Annotated in this window: 19 protein-coding genes and 2 tRNA genes; 10 read left to right on the forward strand and 11 right to left on the reverse strand. The window is 69.2% G+C overall.

Annotated elements, in window-relative coordinates; genetic code table 11:
* Positions 1–19: 19 nt before the first annotated feature.
* Both B4V06_RS13555 and B4V06_RS13560 read left to right on the forward strand, forming a co-directional pair.
* Positions 20–997, forward strand: coding sequence for an RNA-guided pseudouridylation complex pseudouridine synthase subunit Cbf5 (locus B4V06_RS13555; protein ID WP_123112500.1), 978 nt, complete (start codon positions 20–22; stop codon positions 995–997).
* A gap of 158 nt (positions 998–1,155) precedes the next feature.
* Positions 1,156–1,226, forward strand: a tRNA-Pro gene (locus B4V06_RS13560).
* Between the two features lie 238 nt (positions 1,227–1,464).
* On the opposite strand, the gene B4V06_RS13565 is transcribed toward B4V06_RS13560, so the two are convergent.
* On the reverse strand, positions 1,465–2,280 hold the full coding sequence (locus B4V06_RS13565; RefSeq protein WP_123112536.1) for an enoyl-CoA hydratase/isomerase family protein: 816 nt from the start codon (positions 2,278–2,280) through the stop codon (positions 1,465–1,467).
* 199 nt (positions 2,281–2,479) lie between these two features.
* Between B4V06_RS13565 and B4V06_RS13570 the strand changes: the two genes are divergently transcribed.
* Entirely contained in the window at positions 2,480–3,985 is a 1,506-nt protein-coding gene (locus B4V06_RS13570) for a replication factor C large subunit (protein ID WP_123112537.1), read from the forward strand.
* 36 nt (positions 3,986–4,021) lie between these two features.
* Here the strand turns inward: B4V06_RS13570 and B4V06_RS13575 are convergent, their stop codons facing one another.
* Positions 4,022–5,146, reverse strand: a complete 1,125-nt coding sequence (locus tag B4V06_RS13575; RefSeq protein WP_123114830.1) for a sensor histidine kinase — start codon at positions 5,144–5,146, stop codon at positions 4,022–4,024.
* A gap of 270 nt (positions 5,147–5,416) precedes the next feature.
* On the opposite strand from B4V06_RS13575, the gene B4V06_RS13580 reads away from it, so the two are divergent.
* On the forward strand, positions 5,417–6,493 hold the full coding sequence (locus tag B4V06_RS13580) for a zinc-dependent alcohol dehydrogenase family protein (RefSeq protein WP_498170211.1): 1,077 nt from the start codon (positions 5,417–5,419) through the stop codon (positions 6,491–6,493).
* A gap of 1 nt (position 6,494) precedes the next feature.
* Here B4V06_RS13580 and B4V06_RS13585 read toward each other — a convergent pair whose 3' ends face one another.
* From B4V06_RS13585 to B4V06_RS13610, 6 genes are all read right to left on the reverse strand, one after another.
* The gene (locus tag B4V06_RS13585) at positions 6,495–7,421 is read right to left on the reverse strand and encodes an amino acid ABC transporter permease (protein WP_123112539.1); all 927 of its coding nucleotides are present in this window, start codon (positions 7,419–7,421) and stop codon (positions 6,495–6,497) included.
* A complete protein-coding gene (locus B4V06_RS13590) occupies positions 7,421–8,167 on the reverse strand; it encodes an amino acid ABC transporter ATP-binding protein (RefSeq protein ID WP_123112540.1) in 747 nt (248 codons plus the stop codon). Before B4V06_RS13590 ends, B4V06_RS13585 begins: the two co-directional genes overlap by 1 nt.
* Positions 8,164–8,961, reverse strand: a complete 798-nt coding sequence (locus B4V06_RS13595; protein WP_123112541.1) for an amino acid ABC transporter permease — start codon at positions 8,959–8,961, stop codon at positions 8,164–8,166. Before B4V06_RS13595 ends, B4V06_RS13590 begins: the two co-directional genes overlap by 4 nt.
* Before the next feature lies 1 nt (position 8,962).
* Complete coding sequence (locus B4V06_RS13600) at positions 8,963–9,763, reverse strand: basic amino acid ABC transporter substrate-binding protein (RefSeq protein WP_123112542.1); 801 nt, start codon at positions 9,761–9,763, stop codon at positions 8,963–8,965.
* Between the two features lie 138 nt (positions 9,764–9,901).
* Positions 9,902–10,795, reverse strand: coding sequence for a COX15/CtaA family protein (locus B4V06_RS13605; protein WP_123112543.1), 894 nt, complete (start codon positions 10,793–10,795; stop codon positions 9,902–9,904).
* Positions 10,796–11,414: 619 nt separating this feature from the next.
* A complete protein-coding gene (locus B4V06_RS13610) occupies positions 11,415–11,870 on the reverse strand; it encodes a DUF5814 domain-containing protein (protein WP_498170644.1) in 456 nt (151 codons plus the stop codon).
* A gap of 171 nt (positions 11,871–12,041) precedes the next feature.
* Here B4V06_RS13610 and B4V06_RS13615 point away from each other — a divergent pair.
* Positions 12,042–12,114 (forward strand) — tRNA-His (locus B4V06_RS13615).
* Between the two features lie 223 nt (positions 12,115–12,337).
* Here the strand turns inward: B4V06_RS13615 and B4V06_RS13620 are convergent.
* The gene (locus B4V06_RS13620) at positions 12,338–13,072 is read right to left on the reverse strand and encodes an MBL fold metallo-hydrolase (RefSeq protein ID WP_498170215.1); all 735 of its coding nucleotides are present in this window, start codon (positions 13,070–13,072) and stop codon (positions 12,338–12,340) included.
* A gap of 124 nt (positions 13,073–13,196) precedes the next feature.
* Here B4V06_RS13620 and B4V06_RS13625 point away from each other — a divergent pair, with 124 nt between their 5' ends.
* The 3 genes from B4V06_RS13625 to B4V06_RS13635 all read left to right on the forward strand — a co-directional run bounded on the left by B4V06_RS13625 (position 13,197) and on the right by B4V06_RS13635 (position 15,791).
* Entirely contained in the window at positions 13,197–14,333 is a 1,137-nt protein-coding gene (locus tag B4V06_RS13625; protein ID WP_498170217.1) for a DUF7972 family membrane protein, read from the forward strand.
* A 149-nt stretch (positions 14,334–14,482) separates the two neighbouring features.
* A complete protein-coding gene (locus tag B4V06_RS13630) occupies positions 14,483–15,118 on the forward strand; it encodes a PH domain-containing protein (protein ID WP_123112546.1) in 636 nt (211 codons plus the stop codon).
* A 4-nt stretch (positions 15,119–15,122) separates the two neighbouring features.
* Positions 15,123–15,791: a PH domain-containing protein gene (locus B4V06_RS13635; RefSeq protein WP_123112547.1), complete on the forward strand. Its 669-nt coding sequence runs from the start codon at positions 15,123–15,125 to the stop codon at positions 15,789–15,791.
* Positions 15,792–16,150: 359 nt separating this feature from the next.
* Here B4V06_RS13635 and B4V06_RS13640 read toward each other — a convergent pair whose 3' ends face one another.
* Positions 16,151–17,830, reverse strand: a complete 1,680-nt coding sequence (locus tag B4V06_RS13640; protein WP_498170220.1) for a Na+/H+ antiporter NhaC family protein — start codon at positions 17,828–17,830, stop codon at positions 16,151–16,153.
* 254 nt (positions 17,831–18,084) lie between these two features.
* On the opposite strand from B4V06_RS13640, the gene asd reads away from it, so the two are divergent.
* Entirely contained in the window at positions 18,085–19,131 is a 1,047-nt protein-coding gene (gene asd, locus B4V06_RS13645) for an aspartate-semialdehyde dehydrogenase (RefSeq protein ID WP_498170222.1), read from the forward strand.
* Positions 19,132–19,627: 496 nt separating this feature from the next.
* On the opposite strand, the gene B4V06_RS13650 is transcribed toward asd, so the two are convergent.
* On the reverse strand, positions 19,628–21,631 hold the full coding sequence (locus tag B4V06_RS13650; protein WP_498170223.1) for a 3-hydroxyacyl-CoA dehydrogenase/enoyl-CoA hydratase family protein: 2,004 nt from the start codon (positions 21,629–21,631) through the stop codon (positions 19,628–19,630).
* Positions 21,632–21,783: 152 nt separating this feature from the next.
* On the opposite strand from B4V06_RS13650, the gene B4V06_RS13655 reads away from it, so the two are divergent.
* Positions 21,784–22,380, forward strand: a complete 597-nt coding sequence (locus B4V06_RS13655) for a DNA-3-methyladenine glycosylase family protein (RefSeq protein WP_498170225.1) — start codon at positions 21,784–21,786, stop codon at positions 22,378–22,380.
* Positions 22,381–22,843: the final 463 nt, after the last annotated feature.

A 22,843-nucleotide genomic window follows, 5' to 3' on the forward strand; every position in this document is an offset into this window, starting at 1 on the left:
GATCACACGGTACCCACGAATGACGGACACAGCCGACGACGCCCCCGACCCCGCGGACGACCCCCTCAGAGCCCCGCCCGGCGAGCGCTCGGTCCCGGAGCTGCTCCGGTTCGGCGTCGTCAACGTCGACAAGCCCGCCGGCCCCTCCTCCCACCAGCTCTCCGCGTGGGTTCGCGACGCGATCAACGACGCCCTCGCCGCGCTCGCTCCCGAGGGCGAGCCGATCGACGGCGTCGCCCACGCCGGCACCCTCGACCCGAAGGTCACCGGCTGTCTGCCCACGCTCACCGGCGACGCGACGCGGGCGGCGCAGGTCTTCCTGGAGGGGAGCAAGGAGTACGTCGCCGTCCTCGAGCTCCACGGGTCGCCCCCGGGCGACTTCCGCGAGGTCGTCGGCGAGTTCGAGGCGGAGATCTACCAGAAGCCGCCCCGGAAGAGCGCCGTGACGCGTCGACTCAGAACCCGAACCATCCACGAGCTCGACGTGTTGGAGGTCGCGGACCGGCAGGCGCTCCTCCGGATCCGGTGCGAGTCGGGGACGTATGTCCGGAAACTGTGTCACGACATCGGCCTCGCGACCGGAGTGGGCGCCCACATGGGGCACCTCCGCCGGACCGCCACCGACCCGTTCGACGACGGCGACCTCCACGCCCTACAAGACCTCGTCGACGGGCTGGCGTGGGCGCGCGAGGGCGACGAGTCGCTGCTCCGCGAGGTCGTCCGCCCGGCCGAGGACGCGCTGGTGCACCTCCCGTCGGTCACGGTCGCCCCCTCGGCAGCGCGCAACGTCGCCACCGGCGCGCCGGTGTACGCGCCCGGGATCATCGGCGTGGACGGAGCGGCGGACCCGGTCGAGGAGTCGGCTTCGGCGAGCGACGACCCGCCGCTCGTCGCCTGCCACACCCCCGACGGCGTCGCGGTCTGTCTCGGCCGGCTCGTCGGCGACCCCGACGCCGAGTCGGGCGTCGTCGTCTCGCTGGAACGCGTGCTTTTATAAACGACTCCTCGTGACGTCCGAGACGTTCCTCGCGGGGGCCGTGCTTGACGAGCGCCGGATGACCGAGGCCGTCGACGGCGACCTCGTGGTCCCGCGCGCAGACGAGGAGTGAAACGAAGTCCTTAATTACCGCACCGCCATTTTTCCGCGTGCAGACAGGGACCGTGGGGTAGTGGTATCCTATGCGGATGGGGTCCGTATGACCTGAGTTCGACTCTCAGCGGTCCCATAAACATTCTGGCTGGCTTTCATTATCGGATTTTGGAGCCGTATACCGCCCGAAAAGCGCATTTAACACGCACGTCCCGAGCGGCTCACCTCTGATTGTCGCGAGCCACCGCCGGAACTCGGCGGAACGCTGGTGCCGCCCTGACCGAGATCGGATACGACGAAGCGGTGACCGACCGGCTCCGATCGGAGTGGAGTATCCAGCGGCTATCAGCGAGGGGAGACGATCGGGCGTCGCGTTATCGCTTTTCCGTTTCGTTCATCCACTTGATGGCGGCCCCGACTCCGTCTTCCTCCCGGATTTCGAAGAACTTCCGTCCGGGAACGGTCTGGTGAGAGAGCGTCGCGAGATAGCCGCTGTTTCTGACCGCCGGGCGGTAGCCCTGCATCTCGACCACGTCGTTGAGCATGTGTTTCGTGATCTGGACGGTCGCTCCGGGCGTCTTTTTTATCGCCTCGACCTCAGACAGCGCCTCGTCCATCAGCTCGTCGTGAGGCACCGTTCGATTCACCATGCCGATGCGCTCGGCCTCCTCGGCGTCGATCGTCTTGCCGGTGTACAGCAGCTCTCGGGCGTGCTTGATCCCGATGACGAAGGGGTAGATCAACGAGAGCGGCAACCCGCCCATCCGGACGCCAGGGTAACCGAACGTCGCGCGATCGCTCCCGATCGTGATGTCACAAGTCAACGCCAGGTCGCTCCCGCCGGCGAGCGCCGCGCCGTTGACGGCCGCGATTACCGGCACCGTGAGCTCGTGAATCGTCGTGAAAAGCGGGAGGACCCGTTGTTGGCGCGCGATGCCGTCCTCGACGGTTGGTACGCCTCCGTCGTTCGTTCCGCCGGATTCCGAGAGGTCGTATCCCGAAGAGAAGGCGTCCCCGTTGCCCGTGATCACGACTGCCCGAACCCCGTCGGCCTCCTCGGCGGCTTCCACCGCGTCCGCGAGTTCGACGACGAGGGCCTCGCTCAGCGCGTTTTTCTTCTCCGGACGGTTCAGGCGAAGTATCGCCGCGCCGTCGACTGTCTCGCATTCGACGAGCCTGTCGTCAGTCATTCTCTGGAGATGGTCGCCTCAGGTAATCAAAACAGCGGTGCGATTCAGCGGTCGCAGGGACGGCCGTGTCTTTGCGACGACCTCGCCGAGGCGAAACTCACAGCCCGACCGAGGGAACACGGCACGGGCCGGGCGCCTCGGAGACCCCGCGGCGTACCGCTCCGGAACCACTAAACGCCGCACCGACCTACCACCGGTAATGGTCGATTGGACGGAGAAGTACCGCCCGAGCACCCTCTCGGAGGTCCGCGGCAACGACAAGGCCCGCGACGCGTTCGCGGAGTGGGCGCGCTCGTGGGACGACCACCGCGAGGCCGTCGTCCTCCACGGGAGCCCGGGCGTCGGGAAGACGAGCGCGGCCCACGCGCTCGCGAACGACATGGGGTGGGAGACGGTCGAGCTGAACGCCTCCGACCAGCGCACCGCCGACGTTATCGAGCGCTTCGCGGGCCGGGCCGCCCGCAACGCGACCCTCGGCGGGAGCGCGGCAGGGGGCGGCGCGGCCGGCGGCGACACGGCCTCCCGCCAGCTCGTGATCTTAGACGAGGCCGACAACATCCACGGCAACTACGACCGCGGCGGGGCCTCGGCGATCACGAAGCTCGTCAAGGAGTCGGGTCAGCCCATCGTCCTCATCGCCAACGACTACTACGACATGGCGCGGGGGCTCCGCAACGCCACCCAGGAGATCGAGTTCCGCGACGTCTCCGCGCGCTCCATCGTCCCCGTCCTTCGGGACGTCTGCCGGAAGGAGGGGATCGAGTTCGAGGCCGACGCCCTCCAGCGCATCGCCGAGCGAAATCGCGGCGACCTCCGCGGCGCGATCAACGACCTGCAGGCGGCGACCGAGGGACGCGACTCGATCGCGGTCGAAGACGTGGTCACCGGCGACCGCGACAAGGCGCTCGGGCTGTTTCCGTTCCTCGACACGGTCCTCAAAGAGGAGTCGGCGGAGGAGGCGCTCCAGTCGGCGTACGCCGTCGACGAGACGCCCGACGACCTCACGAAGTGGATCGAGAACAACGTCCTGGACGTGTACGAGCCCGCGGAGGCGGTCCGGGCGTACGACTTCCTCGCGAACGCCGACGTGTGGCTGGGCCGCGTGCGCGCCACGCAGAACTACACCTACTGGCGCTACGCGACCGACAACGCGGCCGCCGGGGTCGCCGCCGCCCGCGACGGGGAGAAGGGCGGGTGGACCCGGTACTCCCGCCCGCAGTTCTGGGGCTCCTCGGACGCGACCGCCGACGAGGTGGTCGGACGGATCGCGGCCGCGAGCGGCTGCAGCGTCGCGACCGCGCGCCGCGAGGTGCTCCCGTTCTTGGAGACGGTCACCCATCACTGCAAGCCCCGCGAGCTGACGGTCGCGATGGCGGCCGCCTACGACCTCGACGAGGCGGGCGTCGCCTTCGTCACCGGCTCCGGCGAGTCCACCAACAAGGTCGCGTCGGTCGTCGAGGACGCGCAGGCGCTCCGGGAGGAGCGGATGGAAGACCACGCCGAGGGCGCGTTCGCCGGCGGCGCGCGGGCAGCGGAGCTCGACGCCGACGCGGATCCGGCCGACGGTGACGCGGCCGCGGACGGGACCGACACCGATGCCAACGGCGGGCTCGGAGGCGGCGCGACCGCGGACGACGTCGCCGACGACGCCGGCGACGAGGGGGACGAGGACGACGGACAGGCGGGGCTAAGCGACTTCGTCTGAGGCCGCTGTCGTCCGCGGGCGCCGCGCGCCGCGCCGCTACTCCGTCGGCGAACCGCCCGATTCGGACGTGACGCCTCCTCGGTCGGACTCCGCCGATCCGGCCTCGTCGACGACGTCGACTCCCTCGAACTCGAAGCGTGCGCCGCCGCCGCGGCGCTCGGTGACGGACACGGACCAGCCGTGGGCCTCGGCGATCCGCTCCACGATCGCGAGCCCGAAGCCGGTGCCGTCGTCCGCGGTCGTGTGGCCGGGTTCGAACACCGCCTCTCGCTCCGAGGGCTCGATCCCGGGACCGTCGTCCGCGACGTAGAACCCGCCGGGAAGGGTACCGACGAATATCCGGAGCGACGCGTCCCGAGGCGCGACGTCTCCGTTCCCGTCGTCGGCGAACGGTCCGGGTGCGGCGTCGTCGTCCGCACCGACGTCGCCGGGGAGCTCGCTCGGCGAGCAGTCGCCCGGCGCCCCGTGTTCGATCGCGTTCCGAAAGAGGTTCTCCAGCGCCTGTCGGAGCCGGCTGCGGTCGCATTCGATCGCCGGGAGCGGACCGTCGACGACGAGTGCGACCTCGGGACCCGATCCCACCGTGCGCCACGCCGCGTCGACGACTGAACGCAGGTCGACCGTCGCGGTCTCCTCGACCGAGCGGCCCTCGCGGGCGAGCGTCAGGAGGTCCGAGATGAGGTCGTCCATCCAGTCGAGGGCGTCGTGGGCTCGGTCCAGCCGTTCGTCGGCCGCTTCGCCCTCGAACTCCTTCGCCAGTTCGACGTTTCCGACGGCGACCGAGAGCGGGTTCCGGAGGTCGTGCGAGACGACGCTGGCGAATTCCTCCAGCCGCTCTCGCTCCCGTTCCAGCCGGCGCCGGCGCTCGGCGCGTTCGCTCGCGGGCAGGAGGTACCCGACCACGTCGCCGCTCTCGTCGCGGCGCCCGCACTCTCGGACCCACGTCTGGTCGTCACCGATCGCGAGCCGGTACGTGACGTCGACTGTCCCGTCGTCGAGCGCCGATCGGAGCCGTTCGCGGTCCGCTTCCGCCGTGGCCTCCAACCAGTCGGTCTGAGGGAGAGCGTCGGCGTCCAGTCGCGGCTCGCCACCGGCCTCGACGACGAACCGGCTCGGGTCGCCGTTTGGCCGTCGATACGCGACCCCCGGTCGACGCTCCATCGGCGAATTCACGTTCAGACCGCTATCTTGTAGGATATTAAACCTTACCTAACTATCAATCGCCTTACCATCGATATCAACGCCAGCTCATATGAAATCAAGCAGAAGGGCGGCGAAAAGAGCGTTTCGCGTCGGACGCGCGATCCGCTGGTACGCGCCGTGACTCGTTTTATCACAAACAAAATAGGTGTCTGACGGGCTGAATCCGGTCTCAATCGCCGCCGTTCGATCTCGGGCGGGTTTTACGACGCTCCGTTCCCACCACCCGGCATGCGCGCGGCGATCCTTCGCGAGTACGGCGAACCGCTGGCGGTCCGCGACGTGCCCGCCCCCGAGCCCGGACCGGCCGAGGTCGTGATTCGGGTGGAGGCCTGCGGCGTCTGCCGGAGCGACTGGCACGCCTGGATGGGACACGGCGAGTGGGCGGACGACCGCGTCCCCCGCGGGCAGGTCCTCGGACACGAACCCGCGGGCGAGGTGGTCGCCGTCGGGCGGTCGGTGGACCGGTTCGCGCCCGGCGACCGCGTCGTCGTCCCCTTCTCGCTCGGCGACGGCACCTGTCCGTACTGCCGCCGGGGCGCCGGCAACGTCTGCGCCGACGGGCGCGCGCTCGGTTTCGAGCCCGACGCGCCAGGCGCGTTCGCGGAACGGGTGGCCGTCCCGAACGCCGATTACAACCTCGTCGAGCGGCCGCCGTGGCTCGACGCGACCGCCGCGGCCGCGCTCGGCTGCCGGTACATGACCGCATACCACGCGCTCGCCGAGCGGGCCGGGCTCGGCGGCGGCGACCGGCTCGCCGTCCACGGCTGCGGGGGCGTCGGGCTCTCCGCGGTCCAGCTCGGCGACGCGCTCGGCGCCCGGGTCGTCGCCGTCGACGTCGACGACGACGCGCTCTCGCTCGCGCGCGACCTCGGCGCCGACGCGCTCGTGAACCCGACCGAACTCGGGGACGCGACTGACGTTCCGGAGCGCGTCAGAGCCCTCACAGACGGCGGCGCCGACGTCTCCGTCGACGCGCTCGGGATCGCCGAGACCTGCCGGAACTCAGTCCGCTCCGTGCGACCCCGCGGGACGCACGTCCAAGTGGGGCTGACCACCGAGGCCGAGCGCGGCGAGGTGTCGCTGCCGACCGACTGGATGACCCGCTGGGAGGTGTCCTTTCTCGGCTCGCGCGGGATGCCGCCGACGAGCTACGGGGACCTGTTCGCGCTCGTCGAGGCGACCGACGTCGACCCCGGCGCGCTCGTGAGCGACGAGATCGGGCTCTCGGCCGTCTCGGGCCGACTCGCCGCGCTGGGCGAGTACGAGGTGCACGGCGTCGAGGTCGTCACGGAGTTCGAGGGGTAGCTCACTCCTCCCGATCGGCGCCCAGCCCGGGGATCGCGACCGCGTCCTCGACGCGACCCATCAGCTTCGAGGCGGTGAGGACTAACGCGAGGTACGTCACGCCGGTCACGACGAAGATGAGCGTGTACCGGAACGTCTCGGCGGCGATCCGATCGGCCCGGTAGTACAGCTCCGGGACCGTGATGAACGCCGCCAGCGACGAGTACTTGATCAGGTAGACGAACTCGTTGGTCCACGAGGGGATCGCGTAGCGGAGCCCCTGCGGGAGCACCACGTAGGAGATCGTCTCCAGCTTCGAGAGACCGATCGCGCGGCCGGCGGTGATCTGGCCCTCATCGACGCTCTCGATGGCGCCGCGGATGTACTCCGCCTGATAGGCGGCGCCGTTGAGCGTGAATCCGACGATAGCCACCCACACCACGTTGCGCGGGAAGACGCCGGAGAGCGCGGCCGGGACGTAGCTCGCGAGGTTGAGTCCGTAATAAAGCACGAACAGCTGGGCCAAGAGGGGCGTGCCGCGCAACAGCTCCGTGTACGCGAGCGAGACCCACGCCGAGAACCGACCGTACACCCGCGTCACCGCCAGCGGGACGGCCATGAAGAAGCCGAGGACGAGGCTCACGGCGGTGATCACGACGGTGAGCCACGTCCCGCGCGCGAGCTCGGGCGTGAGTTCGACCACGAACGCGGCGTCGGCCGCGTACGCCGCGAGGCCGGGGAGCGCAGCGAGCGTCGACTCGACCGCCGCCGCCGACACCAGCGGGTCGCCGACCGGCACGAGGACCCCGCCGAGCCATCGGTTGCCCCAGCTGACGACGAGCCAGCTCCAGAACAGCGCACCGGCGGCGACGAGGAGGAGCCGGCCGACGGAGCGGTCGGAGTCGGCCACGCGCTCGCGGACTGTCGTGGGTCTCGTCGCGCTCGCCATCAGTCGTGACTCGCGATGCGTTCGAGGAAGCGGCCGGTCCGCTCCTTCTCCGGTCGTTCGAACAGCTGGTCCGGCGGCCCCCGCTCCACGACGTGCCCCTCGTCGAGGAACACGACCTCGTCGGCCACCTCGCGGGCGAAGCTCATCTCGTGGGTGACGACGAGCATCGTCATCCCCTCATCGACGAGCCCGTGCATCACCTCCAACACCTCGCCGATGAGCTCCGGGTCCAGGGCGCTCGTCGGCTCGTCGAATAACATGAGCTTCGGCTCCATCGCCAGCGCGCGCGCGATACCGACTCGCTGCTGTTGACCCCCGGACAGCTCCGCGGGGTAGGAGTCGAGCTGGTCGGCGAGGCCGACGCGGTCGAGCTGGTCCTCCGCGCGCTCCCGGGCGTCGGCCTCCGAGAGTCCGAGGACCCGACGGGGACCGAGCGCGACGTTGTTAAGCGCGGTGAGGTGCGCGAACAGATTGAACCCCTGGAACACCATGCCGACCTCCCGGCGGAGGTCGTCGACGTCGAGGTCCGGCGAGAGCACCTCCTCGCCGTCGAGCCGGATCGACCCCTCCTGTGCCTCCGCGAGCCGGTTGACGCACCGGAGCATCGTCGACTTGCCGGAGCCGGACGGGCCGATCAGGACGGTCACGTCGCCGCGGTCCATCTCGAAGGAGACGTCGTGAAGCACCTGCTCGTCGCCGTACCACTTCGAAACGTCGGACACGGTGAGGAAGTCGCCGTCACTCACGCCGACTCACCCTCCGGGATCGCGTAGTAGCTGCCGAGGCGGTCGAGCGCGCGGTTCGTCGTGAACGTGAGGACGAAGTAGATTGCACTGATAAAGAGGATGACTTCGAGCACCGCGGTCGTCTGCTCCGAGAACAGGTCGTACCCGCGGGTCAGCAGTTCGGCGAGCCCGATCGCGAAGACGATACTCGTGTCCTTCAACACGATCGTGAACTCGTTTTGGAACCCGGGGATCGACCGGCGCAGGGCCTGCGGCACGACGACGTACCGGACCGCCTCGAACCGCGAGAGCCCGATGGACCGGCCGGCCTCCAGCTGTCCGGCGTCGACGCTCGACAGCGCCGCGCGGAAGATCTGCGACTGGTAGGCGGCGCTGCGGAGGCCGAGGCCGAGTATCCCGGCGGTGACCGCCGAGGAGACCGACGCGACCCCGAGGTTGATCTGCGGGACGCCGACGACGAAGTACATCACGATGAGGATCACGACGATCGGCGTCCCCCGGAGAACGACGCCCGCGACGCTGACGGCTCGTTTGAGATACCCGTCGCCGTACACCTCGATCGCGCCCGCCGGGAAGCCGACGAGGAAGCCGAGGAGGATCGACGCGATGGTGAGCCCGATCGTCAACAGGGCGCCGACGCCGAGGTAGTCGGCGTTCCTGAGGACGAACTCCCAGTCTGCGGCCTCGCCGATGAACGCGGGAGCGATTCCGGCCGGTCGTGTCCCGGTCACGGCTTGAGCCGCAGGGTCGAGACTCTCGGCCGCCACGAGCGCGAGCGTCCCGGAGACCGACATCCTACTCCTGCCCGAACCAGGTGTTGGTTATCTCCTCGTAATCACCGTTGTCGCGGACGGTCGCGAGCCCGTCGTTGAGCGCCGACTGGAGCTCGGACTCGCCCTGTCTGAGGCCGAAGCCGAACTCCTCGCCGGTCTCCTCGATGAACGCGATCGTCACGTCCCGGTTGGCCGCGAAGGTCTCGGCGACGGGATTGTCGATGACGACGGCGTCGATGTTCTCGTTTTCGAGGTCCTCGACCGCGAGGACGTAGCTCCCGTACGTGCGGTAGTCGTCCTCGGCGACGAGTCCGGGGTCGACGAGATTCGACTGCACCTGATTTGCGCCGGTCGTCCCCGACTGCGCGCCGACCGCGACGCCCTCGAAGTCCTCCCACGCCTCGGGCTGGAAGCTGCCGCCCTCGCGCACGAGAATCGCCTGATCCGACTCCCAGTAGGGATCGGAGAAGGCGATCGTCTCCTGGCGGTCCTCGGTGATCGTCATGGCGGCCGCGATGACGTCGATCTGCTCGTTCTGGGTCAGCGCCGGGATGAGCGAGTCGAACTCGAAGGTCTCCCACTCGCCGATCTCGTACTCGGTCTCGCCGACGACGGCCTCCAGCAGATCGATGTCGAACCCGATCAGCTCCCCGTCCTCCTGCATCTCGAACGGCGGGAACCCGGGCGCGGTGCCGGGCGTGATCGTGGTGTCGCTCCCGCCGCCGAGGCACCCGGCGACTCCGGAGAGCCCGACGGCGCTGGCGCCGCCGGTCAGCTTCAGGTACGTCCGCCGACTCACGTCGGTCTCCGTGCGGTATGGCATACCGGTGTGAGAACGTGAACCGATTTTAACCTTTCCTCCGCGGACGAGGCGGCTCGACGGCGGTCGCCCGAATCCCTCCGGATCGATCCGGTGGATCGGCCCGCCCGTCCGAGGTGAGCGACTCGCCGCCGGGACCGCTCAGTCGCCGCCGATCGGCTCCGTCGCGGTGCCGGCGCCGTCGGCGCCGCGCGCGACCCACGCTGCCCCCGCGGCGAGCGCGGCGGCCGCGGCCAGCGCGACGAGGTTGAGCTGCTCCCAGACCGCGGTGTACAACACGAGATCGCGGCCCAGCAGGAGCGTCAGGACGAGCGCGGCCATCGCACCGCCGGCGAGCAGGCGGACCCGCCCGGCCGTCGAGCGGCTCACGCCCGCGTAGCCCGAGCGGACGGCCTCGGTGGCGAACGCGACCGTCGCGACGAGCCCCAAGTGGCCGGCGAGCCCGGTGACGTAAAACCCGGCCTGCGCGCCCGGCGAGTACGTCACGAACGGGACCGCCCGCGAGAACACCGCGCTGGCGACGATCCCCGCGACGGCGACGGTCGTCGCGATCCGGAGGAGCCGCGTCGACCCCCGCCCGCCGCCCCAGATGGTCGCCAGGCCGAGCAGCGTGAAGATCGTCAGCGCGACGATCAGGTGCGCCGCGTGCGTCGAGACGGTGTAGCCGCCGGGGACGAGGCCGCCGACGGTGACGGTGATCGCGCCGACCGTGATCTGTACCGGCAGGATGAGCACCGCGAGCGTCGCCGCGAACCGGGTCCGGCGGTCGAAGCTCCCGAGCCACGTCCAGCCGGCGGTCCCGATGATGAGGAACCCGGTGATCATCGCCCACGCGCGGTGGAACCACTCGATAAAGTCCGGGTTGATCGTCATCGCGGGGATGAGCTGGTCCGAACAGAGCGGCCACTGGGCCTCGCACGCCAGCCCGGAGCCGGTCGCCGCGGTGTAGACGCCGAGCGCGAACAGCGTCAGCGTCATCCCCGTCGTCGCCGCCGCGTATCGCCTGAAGGTCAGCCACGCGGGCCGAAGACTCATTACCCGAGTTCGGGAGCGAGCGCACTTAGACCGTTCGGACGCTCCACGCGGACGGGAACGAGACCGAACGAAGAGGACGGGTGTCGCGACCGCCCGACAGCGCCGCTTGCTTATAAATAAACGGCGCGGTGCTGTGCGGTGGCGCGCCTCCGAGCGCCCAACGGGCGCGAGTAGAGAGGGACCGAAGGTCCCTCTGACAGCCGGCGGCGGAGCCGCCGGCGAGAGCCCGCGAGGGAGTCGGACCGGCGCGGCCGCGCCGGTCCGACGAGGCTGGGGAGGTGTGAGGTGCTGTGCGGAGCGGTGTGGGGTGGGACTCAAAGGGGCAGTCCCGACGACGAAGGCGGCCGAAGTAAGCACCGCAGCGAGTGAGCGGAGCGAACGAGCGAGGAGCGCAACGAGGCCCCCAAGTCGTCGGGACTGGGGCTTTGGAGGTGGTCACCGTCGATACGCGATCACTCACTCATAAGCAAGCGACTGGGGCTTTGAAGCTGGTCACCGCGCTTTCAACGATCACTTATAAGCGGGCGGCTGAGGCCCTGTGGCCGCCCGTCGCGCCGCCGCCAGCGACGATTTATAAATACCCGATCACACAAACAGACCCGTCTCGCCGATACGCGTCTTATCCCGATAATTCCCGTTTCGCGCGCCGCGCTCGCTTGGACATCTCCTCGTTGCCCTCGACGTCCGCGAGGGTCTCGACGGCCTCCAGGTTCCGCACCGCGTCGTCGAGGAACGAGAGCACGTCGCCGGTGTACGCGTACACCATGTAGTCGTCCGTCATCACGTCCACGATCGCCTGCGGGCCGAGCCCCTCGGCGCGGAGCTCCAGCACGTACCGCATAAACTTCTCCTCGGGACAGCCGCAGTAGGGGTTCGCCTGACAGTCGCAGTCGAGGAAGTCCTCGGCGAAGTCGAGGATGCGGTCGCGCGTCGTGGAGTCGAGCTTCGAGAGGCCGTCACCGGTGAACAGCATGTCGAGGGTCGCGCCGGCGAACGCGCCCTTCGGAATGTTCGTCTCCAGCTGGGAGGCGAGCTGCCGGTGGTTCTTCACGTAGATCTTGTCGGTGAACGCCACGGGTACGCGGAAGTACGCCGGCGGACAGTAAAAGCGGCGCGGTGCGTCGACCCCGTCCGCGCGCCGGACGCCCCGAGGCGACTCGGCGCTATCACCGGACGGCACCGCGTCACACGCCCGTCCGGGAGTCGTAACGGTTATTTATCAAAGCGGGATAGATATCGACGCGTGTCCGGGTTAGGGTAGTGGACTATCCTTCAGCCTTGTGGAGGCTGAGACGCGGGTTCGATTCTCGCACCCGGACCTTCTCGCGGCGAGCAACACCGCGAGCCGCGAGGCTCCGCGGAGAATTGAAGCAGGGAGGTCGCGCGCAGCGAAGCGAGCACGTCCGACCGTGGTTCGATTCTCGCACCCGGACCCCTTTCACGACGTCATCGCGAACGAAGTGAGCGACTGCTCGAAGCGACGGAACCGCTCCGATGACCGCAGGGAGGAGTGACAAGTCCACTCTCGAACCGGCGGTGCGGCTAGAACTCGATCTCCTCACCATCCTCCGGCACGAGCACCCCGTCCGTCTCCGAGCGGAGCTCCTCCCGCGAAAGCAGGCAGTGATTGATCGCCTCCATGTGGACCGCGGCGACCGCGGCGTCGGTGGCCTCGCGGACGGCGGCGACGTCATCAACGCCCATCGTGATCGGCGCCCCCTGATTGAACCGCGCCGCGCCGCCGTTGAGGACGACCGCGTCGGGCTCGAACCGATCCAGCGTCTCCGCGACGGGGTCGTACCAGACCGTGTCGCCGGCGAGGTACAGCGTCGCCTCGTCCTCGAGGACGAACCCGGAGACGGGCCCCATCTCCTCGGCCAGCTCCCCGTGGCCGTGGCGGCCCGGGGTCCGGTGGAGGGTGACCCCCTCGAACGTCGCCGCGTCCTCGACGGGCCGCACGTCGGTGAATCCGTCCTCGACGAACGCGTCGGCCTCGGCGGGCTGACAGAACAGCGGGACGTCCGCGTCGAGCTCGGACTTCGCCGCGTCGTCGAAGTGGTCCGGGTGGCGATGCGTGACGATCACGGCGTCGTGCGACAGGTCGACATCGGGCATCGGGACGAGCGGGTTGGTGCGGTCGTTCGGCGTGTCGTCGATCGGCGGCAACGCGCCCCGCGACGCGAACAGCGGATCGACGAGGAACGTCGTGTCGCCGACGGTCGCGAGAAGGGTGGCGTTGCGAACGAGGGTGACGCTGGGGCCGACGTGCGTCGACATGTGCCGACCGCTTCGTCCGGCGCGGGGTTGTGAGTTGCGCCGCGCGCCTCGTCGTTACGTCGGGCGTCTCGTCGGGTATCGCCCCGTGTACTTATCTGTCGTTCGAGCGTCGTGTGTCGCGTAAATGACGGACGACGACCGATCGGGACCGGACGCGGCCGAAACCGACGCCGTCGAGGTCGAGCCCGCCTCGGACGTCGACGACACGGACACCGCGGAGACCATGCGAGGGCGGGCCGGCGAGAGCCGACTGAAGCTCTGGCTGCTGTTGCGGGCGAACCGGCTCGTCGTCGCCGGGGTCCTGACGGTCGTCGTCTTCGTCGCGTTCGTCGCGGTCGGCACCGGACTCTCGCCGTCGCTCCCGGCGAAAACCGGGGCGAGCGACCCGATCGAGACCCTGTTTTCCGCGATGATCACGGCCATCGTCACGGGAGCGACACTCGTCGTCACGATCGGGCAGCTCGTGCTCACGCAGGAGAACGGCCCGCTCGGCGACCAGCACGAGCGCATGGCCGGCGCGATGGACGTCAGGGACACCGTCGCGGCGTTGACCGACGCTCCGGCTCCCACGGATCCGGCCGGGTTCCTCGGCGCGATCCTCGGCGCCGCGTCGGGGCGAGCGCGCTCGGTTCGCGAGTCGGTGCACTCGCGGACCGACGCCGACGCGGAACAAGAGGGATCTGACGGAGCGGCCGCCCTTCGGAGCGATATCGGCGACCTCGCCGGGAGCGTCGTCGAGAACGCCGAGGACGTGCGCGGCCAGATCGAGGGCGCGCGGTTCGGGTCGTTCGACGTCGTCTTCGCGGCGCTGAACTTCGACTACGGGCGGAAGATCGCCCGAATCGAGCGTCTCACGGACGAACACGGGGACCGACTCACCGACCGGGAGCGCACGCTCCTCACCGAGCTCCGGGAGTCGCTCTCGCTGTTCGCCCCGGCGCGGGAGCACGTGAAGACGCTGTACTTCCAGTGGGCGCTGATCGACCTCTCGCGGCTGATTTTGTACGCGGCGGTCCCGGCGCTGCTCGTCGCGGGCGCCATGGTCGCCGTCGTCGACGTCGGGACGTTCCCGGGCCGCACGCTCGGAGTCGACCACCTCACGCTCGCGGTCGGTGGCGCGTTCGCCGTCACGCTGCTCCCGTTCGCGCTGTTCGTCGCCTACGTGCTCCGGATCCTCACCCTCGCGAAGCGGACGCTCGCGATCGGCCCGTTGGTGTTGCGGGATTCGGGGGGGTCGAGGGAATCGGACGACTCGGAGTAGCCGCGCGCGACCGGTCTCGGGACGGCGGATCGATGCCGGAACGGTCGCGATCGGATACCCGGACGCGGAGACCCCGAGATCGGCCGGCCACACCGAGCCGGAGTTCTGATAGCCATAATCTATATCTCGATCGATATTAATCGTGCCGTATGGTAACATCACCCGATTGGCTCTCGCTCGATGAGGGGGAGGAGGTCGTCTGGACGGGAAAGCCGCGGTTGCGCCGGATCGTTTCGAACGTCGTGACGTTCGTCGTCTGGTCGCTGGCGGCGTTCGTGGCGGCGTTCGTCCTCACGGCCGTTCTGAACGTCGAACTGCCCGTTCCGGATCGGGTGGTGTGGGCCGTCGCCGTCCTCTGGACGTTGTTCCAAGCCGTCACTCCCGTCCGGGCGTACTTGCAAACGAAGAACACCGACTACCTCCTCACCGACGAGAACGTCTACAAGAAGACCGGCGTCTGGTCGGAGAACGTCACCCGAATCGGCGTCGACAACGTCCAGAACACGCAGTTGAAGAAGAGCTTCTTCGGTAACGTCTTCGACTACGGGACGATCCTCCTCAGCACGGCCGGCGGGAGCGGCGTCGAGATGTCGATCGAGGACTTGGACGACCCCGACGGACTCCGTACCGAACTCCGGGCGAGGATCGCCGAGGCCGGCGACGGGAGCCGGGGTGAACCCGGAGGGGGGCACGGCGGCCTCGACCCCGAAACGATCGGGGCCCTCGTCGACGAGGCGACGGAACTGCGGAAAACCGCGGAAACCATCGAACGACACCTCCAATAGGCCCATGGCAGACGCGACTACCGAATCCGACGTCCCCGCACCGACGCCGGCCGACCACGAGGTTCCCGAGTGGCTCTCGCTCGAGGACGACGAAGAGATCCAGTGGACAGGCGAACCCGTTCCGGTCAGCATCGTCGGGACCGCCGTCTGGGGAGTGCTCCTCACGGTGGTCCTCATCGGCTTTCTCATCCTGCTTATGCTGCCGTTCTCGTGGCTCTCGCTGAAGAACACCGACTACGTGGTCACCAACAAGTCCCTGTACGTCAAGAAGGGGATCCTGGGAACGAACATCGAGAGCGTCGGCCTCGACAAGATCCAGAACACCGAGTACAGCCAGTCCTTCTGGGGGAAACAGTTCGGCTTCGGCAGCATCGACATCAGCACCGCCGGCAGTTCCGGCGCTGAGGTCAGTTTCCAGAACGTCGAAAACGCCCGCGAGGTCCGAGAGAAGATCTCCGGCCTGACCAGCGAATACGCCGCCGAAAACCGGCGGTCGGGTCCGACGGGCGACGAGACGACGGAATCGGCCGCCGCTACGGCCGACCGGATAGACGAACTGGTAGCGGAGCTCCGTGGCACTCGACAAGCCATGGAGCGGATAGAGCGGCACCTGAGCGAGGATGGGGAAACGCCGAGCGACGACTCGTCTTCCGCCGAGGACCCGCGGAACTGAGTGTTCCGCTCCTTTTCGGAGCGCCGGAGGCCTCGAAGTGAACGCTCGCCGTCGGGCCGTTTGTGTTGCGGGACTCGGGAGACTCGGACTCGCCGAGCGCGGCCGCTCTCGAGTCGCGGAAATGTCGCCCGCAACACTAACGACCGGTCTCATCTCCGGCGGCGTGCCGCGTCGACCGGGAAACCCTCGTGGCGGGCGGTCGCCTGCGCGGCGACGGGCGGGTCGCGTCTGCGACCGGATGTGACGCGCCTGGGTTCTCCGCGCTGTCATCGCTCCCATCGGGGAGTACTCGGGCGGGGACTGAGGGCGCGCACCCGACGATAGCCGGCGGGCGTATATAAGCGGCCGGACCGGCGGCCTCAGTTGTCCTGCTCGTGCCCGGCGACGACCACGCGCTCGCCGTCGTCGTCCTGTGACTCCGAGACCGACACGGGGTCGATCCCCCGGCGGGAGGCGTCGAACTCCGAGAGGAGGTACACGAGCCCGGCGAGCAGCAGGGCGCCGAGCGGGAGCAGCGCGAGCGGCGTCACCCGGGTGACTCCCCAGACGACGAGGAGGAGCACGACCACGGCGGCGACGGTGACCGCGTAGTAGATCTGCGTGCGGACGTGGTCGATCAGGTCGGCGCCGGTGAACGTCGCCGAGAGAACGGTCGTGTCGGAGATTGGCGAGCTGTGGTCGCCGAAGATGGCGCCCGAGAAGATGACGCCGACCATCGCCGCCACGAGCGTGTGGCCGGCTGCGCCGCCGCCGCTGATCTCCCACGCGATCGGGATCGCGATCGGGGTGACGATCCCCATCGTCCCCCACGAGGTCCCGGTCGAGAAGGCGATGACGCCGGCGACGACGAACACGAGGGCGGGCAGGAACGCCGGGGAGACGGACCCCACCGCGACGTTCGCGACGTAGGCGCCGGTGCCGAGCGCGTCGATCGCCCCGCCGATCCCCCACGCGAGCACGAGGATCGAGGCCGCGGTGAGCATGATCCCGAAGCCGTCGATCGTGTACTCGGTCGCGTCGCCGACGCCGAAGGTGTCGTAGGCCCTCCCGAGGACGAAGCCGCTGGCGACCATCGCGAACGAGCCGATCATGAGCGCGACCTCGTACGAGGCGTTGAGCGCGGCGTCCCACAGCCGCCCGCCGGCCGCGCCGAGCTCCCCGGCGAGGAGGTCGCCGCCGAAGCCGACCGGCGAGAAGTCGCCGGACCACAGCGCGGTCCCGACCGTCACGGCGACGAGCACCGCCACGGGGACGAAGAAGTTGACGAGCCGCGGGGTCGACGCCGGCGGCTCGCCCAGCTCGCCGGCGACGTCCTGCATCGGCACGGCCCCGTCGCGCGTCACCCGCCCGGAGGTCCACGAGCGGTTCTCGGCGGTCAGCATCTCGCCGTAGTCCCGCCCGGTGCCGACGATCAGGAGGACCATCACGATCGCGAGGATCGCGTACATGTTGAACGGGATCGAGGAGACGAACACCTCGAAGGTGCCGGGGCGGTTCGCGGCGGCGACGCCCGCGGACTCGTACCCCTCGGTGATGAGCGAGAGCTGGAACGCGACCCACGAGGAGATTCCCAGCGTCGCCACCGGCGCCGCCGTCGAGTCGACGATGTACGAGAGCTTCTCGCGGGAGATCCGGAGCCGGTCGGAGACGTCCTTCATCGCGGAGCCGACGATGGCGGTGTTCGCGTAGTCGTCGAAGAAGAGGACGATCCCGAGCCCCCACGCGACGAGCCCGGCCTGCCGCTGGTTGTCGAGGCGCTCGAGCGCCCAGTCGCGGACCGCGGCGGTGCCGCCGAGGTTCCACACCATGGCGACGCCGGAGCCGAGCAGCAGGGTGAACACGAGGATGGTCGCCTGGAACTCGTCGGATACCGCCGCGACGATCCACTCGAACGTCTGGACGATCCCGAGCCCGCCCGTGACGATGACGGCACCCGACCAGATGCCGAGGAACAGCGACAGCACCGCCTTCCGGGTGATCACCGCGAGGACGATCGCGAGCAGCGGCGGGGCGACGGACAGCGCTCCGAAGTCGGTCATTATCTCCTGCACTCACGCGAGAGTATTTAATACCTCTCCGAGAGGGTCAGCTGACGGATACACGCGGATACGGATCGGTTGCGTAGTAATCACAAGAGAATCGGCGAAGAGTCGATCGGTCGTTGCCGCAGTCGGGAGTTCCGGTGACAAACCGACGATCGAGCGTGCGGCGAGACGGCGCCCGTCGCCGGCGGGACCGGCGGCGTCGGCGCGTATCCGAACGCACTTACGTCCCTGTGACCGACCCACGTGCAATGTCTGTACGAGTCGGCATCCTCGGTGCCACCGGCGCCGTGGGTCAGCGGTTCATCCAGTTGCTCGACGACCACCCGACGTTCGACCTCGCGGCCGTCACGGCGAGCGGGGACAGCGCCGGGAAGACGTACCGCGAGGCGGCCAAGTGGCGCGTCGACACGCCCATCCCGGAGAGCGTCGCGGAGATGGAGGTCGCGGAGACCACGCCCGCGGGCATCGCGAACGACGACGTCGACCTCCTGTTCTCGTCGCTCCCCTCGGGAGTCGCCGCCGAGGTCGAGCCGGCCTTCCTCGAAGAGGGGTACGTCGTCTCCTCGAACTCCTCGAACGACCGCATGGCGGCGGACGTCCCGCTCACCATCCCCGAGATCAACCCGGGCCACCTCGACCTCATCGAGGTCCAGCGCGACGAGCGCGGCTGGGACGGCGCCCTCGTGAAGAACCCGAACTGCTCGACGATCACGATGGTGCCCACCCTCGCGGCGATCGACCGGTTCGGCGTCGAGAGCGTCCGCGTCTCCACGCTGCAGGCGGTCTCGGGCGCTGGCTACTCCGGCGTCACCTCGATGGAGATCATCGACAACGCGATCCCGCACATCGGCGGCGAAGAGGAGAAGATGGAGACGGAGTCGCGCAAGCTCCTCGGCGAGTTCGACGGGGCGGAGGTGCACCTCCACGGCGCCGACGTGGCGGCCTCCTGTAACCGGATCCCCACGCTCGACGGCCACCTGGAGAACGTCTTCGCCGAGTTCGCCGAGGACCCGTCTCCGGCCGACCTCCGCGAGGCGATGCGCTCGTTCGAGGGCGCCGGCGCGCTCCCGAGCTCGCCCGACCAGCTCATCAAGGTGTTCGGTGAAGACGAGCCGGAGCGCCCGCAGCCCCGTCTCGACCGCACGTACGCCGACGGCATGGGCATCGTCGCCGGCGGCGTGCAGTCGACCGAGGCCGGCGCGAAGTACAACTGCCTCGCGCACAACACGGTCCGCGGCGCGGCGGGCGCCTCGCTGCTCAACGGCGAGCTGCTCGTCGAGGAAGGCTACGTCTGAGGCTCGACTTCAGATCGATCGCCGCCGCGTCCAACGGCCGACTGTTCTTTTAACGACCCGGCAGCGATTGGACCGCTGGTGGGAATGTCGGAGTTTCGCAGTGGCGCGTGCCGACGAGCGCCCGGAAGGCGCGAGTCGCACGCGTGAGGGAGTCGCGAGCGCTTGTAAGCGCGACCGACGAGGCTGGGGAGGCGTGAGGTGCGGCTGCCGTGCGGGGCGGGACTCGAAGGGGCAGCCGCAAAGACGAAGCACGGCGACGAAAGCACCGCAGGAACGAGCGAAGCGAGTGACGAGGAGCGCAGCGAGCCGCGCGAGTCTTCGCGGCTGGGGCTTCGGTGGTGTTGGCGTCAGTCAGCTGTTTATAAGCGTCATCGTCGTCCGGCCGGGCGGCCGGGGATTCGGCGGGTTTTGTCGCCACTCCGAGATTACTCGCTTATAAATAACCGGTCGCCGAGGTGACCGTCCCCGCCGCCACCGGAGCCGGTCCGCTCGCGCCCTACTTCCCTTCGAACTCGGGCTCGCCGTCGCCCATGAACGCCGTGACGCCCTCCATGAGGTCGTCGGTGTTCATCACGTGGCCGAAGCCCATCGCCTCGACTTCGAGGCCGGCCTCGCCGTCGGTGCGGCCGGCGTGCATCGCGCGCTTCGTGTACTTCTGCGCGATCGGCGGGCCGGCGGCGAGCGACTCGACCAGCTCCCGCGCGCGCTCGTCGAGCTCGTCGTCCGGGACCACGTCGTTGAGGAAGCCGTACTCCGCCAGCGTCTCGGCCTCGTAGCGGTCGGCGGTGAAGATGATCTCCTTCGCGCGCCCCTCGCCGACGATCCGGGCGAGCCGCTGGGTGCCGCCCCAGCCGGGGAGGAGCCCGAGGTTGTGCTCTGGCTGGCCGAGCTCCGAGCGGTCGGAGGCGACCCGCAGGTCGGCCGCGGTGGCGAGCTCCATCCCGCCGCCGAGGCAGTAGCCGTCGATGGCGGCGACCACGGGTTTATCGGAGTCCTCTAACTTGCCGAACGTCTGTTGGCCCTGCCGCGAGAGCTCGACCGCGCTTATCGGCTCGGCGCCGCCGGCGGCCATGCTCTGGACGTCGGCGCCGGCGGAGAAGGCGCGGTCGCCGGCGCCGGAGAGCAGGATCGCCCGCACGTCGTCGTCGGCGTCGAGCCGGTCGATCGCGTCGGCGAGCTCGTCGAGCAGCTCGCCGCTTATCGTGTTCATCCGGTGCGGGCGGTCGATCTCGACGTGCCCGACGCGGTCCTCGACGGCGACGTTGAGGGTGTCGTAGGCGGCGAAGCGGTCGCCCGTTCCGTCGCCGTCCTCGGCGTCGCCTCCCTCGGCGCCGTCCCCGTGGAACCCGCCCGCCTCGGCGGCCTCGCGGAGGTAGTCGGTCGCCTCGTAGCGCGCCTCGCCCGTCTCCTCGTGGAGGTCGTCGAGGACGTCGACGAGGTCGGCGAGCCCCTCGTTGTCGGCGAGCTTCGCGGGCCCGTCCGGGAACCCGGCGCCGAGCATCACGGCGCGGTCGATCGCGGGCGCGTCGGCGACGTCGTTCCCGATGAGGCCGGCGACCTCGTTGGCCATCACGGCGAGCAGCCGCCGACGGACGTCCGCGTCGATCGCGTCCGAGGGGATCTGCGCGCCCTCGCCGTCCTCGTAGTCGTAGAAGCCGGAGCCGGTCTTCTTGCCGAGCTCCTCGGCCTCGACCTTCTCGACGAGCAGCGGGCAGGGACGGTACGCCTCGCCGAGCACCTCGTGCATGTAGTCGAGCACGTGGTAGCCCACGTCGATGCCGACCTGATCCGCGAGCTCGAACGAGCCCATCGGGAGCCCCATGTCGAACTTCGTCGTGGAGTCGACCGCCTCCATCGTGGCGTCGCCGGACTCGACGATCCACGCCGCCTCGTTCATCAGCGGGACGAGGATGCGGTTGACGATGAAGCCGGGGCTGTCCTTCCGGACGCGCACCGGGGTCTTCCCCATCGACTCCGCGAGCCCCTCGATCAGTTCGAGCGTGTCCTCCGAGGTGTGTTTCCCGGAGATGACCTCGACGAGGTCCATCCGCACCGGCGGGTTGAAGAAGTGCATCCCGCAGAAGCGCTCGGGGCGGTCGGTCACCTCGGAGAGCTCGGTGATCGAGAGACTGGAGGTGTTGGTGACGAAGACGGCCTCCTCGGGCGCGTACTCGACGACCTCGTCGTACACGTCCTTCTTGATCGCCATCTTCTCGGGGACGACCTCGACCACCACGTCGGCGTCGGCCAGCGAGTCCTCGAGGTCGACGTACGCCTCGACGCGGTCGAGTGCGGCGTCCGCCTCGTCCTCGCCGATCCGGTCCTTCTCGGCGAGCTTGCCGAGCGACCACTCGATCTGGTCGTAGCCGTCCTGAACGAACTCCTCCTCGATGTCCCGCAGCGCCACGTCGTAGCCGGCGAGCGCGGCCACCTCCGCGATACCGTGGCCCATGTTCCCGGCGCCGAGGACCGTCACGTGCTGCACGTCGTCGAGTTCCATACGGCAACGGTCGGAACCGTCATGGTTGAACGTTTCCATCTTCCAAACGGGAAACTCGCGGTAAGTTTACTCGACGCGCGGAATCGATCAATCCGTCGGTCCGACGCCCGCGACCGAAACCGTCGGGTATCTCCGGCCCCAACCCGCGGGTAATGGACGACCGAGTCGCGGCGACCCTGCGCGAGGACCCGACGCTGGCGGCGCTGATCGATCGGCACGGCCGGCTGTCGATCGAGCCCGCTGACGACGAGTTCGCGCGCCTCTGTACCTCGATCGTGAACCAGCAGCTGTCGACCGCCTCGGCGGCGGCGATCCGCGAGCGGTTCGTGGACGTGCTCGGCGGCGACCCCACCCCGGACCGCGTGCTCGCGGCCGACGAGGCGGCCTTACGGGAGGCCGGCCTCAGCGGGACGAAGGTCGAGTACCTGCGGGAGGCCGCCGGCGCCTTCCGCGACGGCGACCGCGACCTGACCCGCGAGGGGCTGGCGGACGCGAGCGACGAGGCGGTCGTCGACGCGCTCACCGAGATCCGCGGCGTGGGGGAGTGGACCGCCCGGATGTACCTCATCTTCGCGCTCGGCCGCGAGGACGTGCTCCCCCTCGGCGACCTCGCGGTGCGGAAGGGGATCGAGCGGGTGTACAACGACGGCGAGGAATTGTCACGGGGGGAGATGCGCGACATCGCCGAAGCGTGGCGCCCCTACCGGAGCTACGGGACGCGCTACATCTGGGCCGAGTACGAGTCGTAAGTAGTTGGGTCCGGTTCGGCGGTGGATCATTCAAACGTCCCAGCCGCCCGTTTATAAATAGGTGATCGCGGAGTAACGGTGAACACCTCCAAAGCCCCAGTCGCTCGTTTATAAGTGATTGAGTGAGGATCGACGGTGAACGCCTCCAAAGCCCCAGCCGGCGAGGCGGTCGCACGCTCGCTGCGCTCCTCACTCGGTCGCTATCGCTCCCTCGCTGCGGTGCTTACGTCGCCTGCGACCGCCTCGCCGACTGCCCCTTTGAGTCCCACCCGACCGCCCCGCACCTCACGCCTCCCCAGCCTCGTCGCCGGCGGCGGAGCCGCCGGCTGCCCGTGGCGCCACGCGCCACGCTGTCACCGGACTACGTCCGGTTGCAAGCGAGAGCTTCGCTCTCGCCCTGTCGGTCGCCTGCGGCGACCGACTCCAGCGAGGGACCGGAGGTCCCTCGGGCAGCCGGCGCGTA

The sequence above is a fragment of the Halorubrum sp. B53 genome, assembly GCF_059752395.1.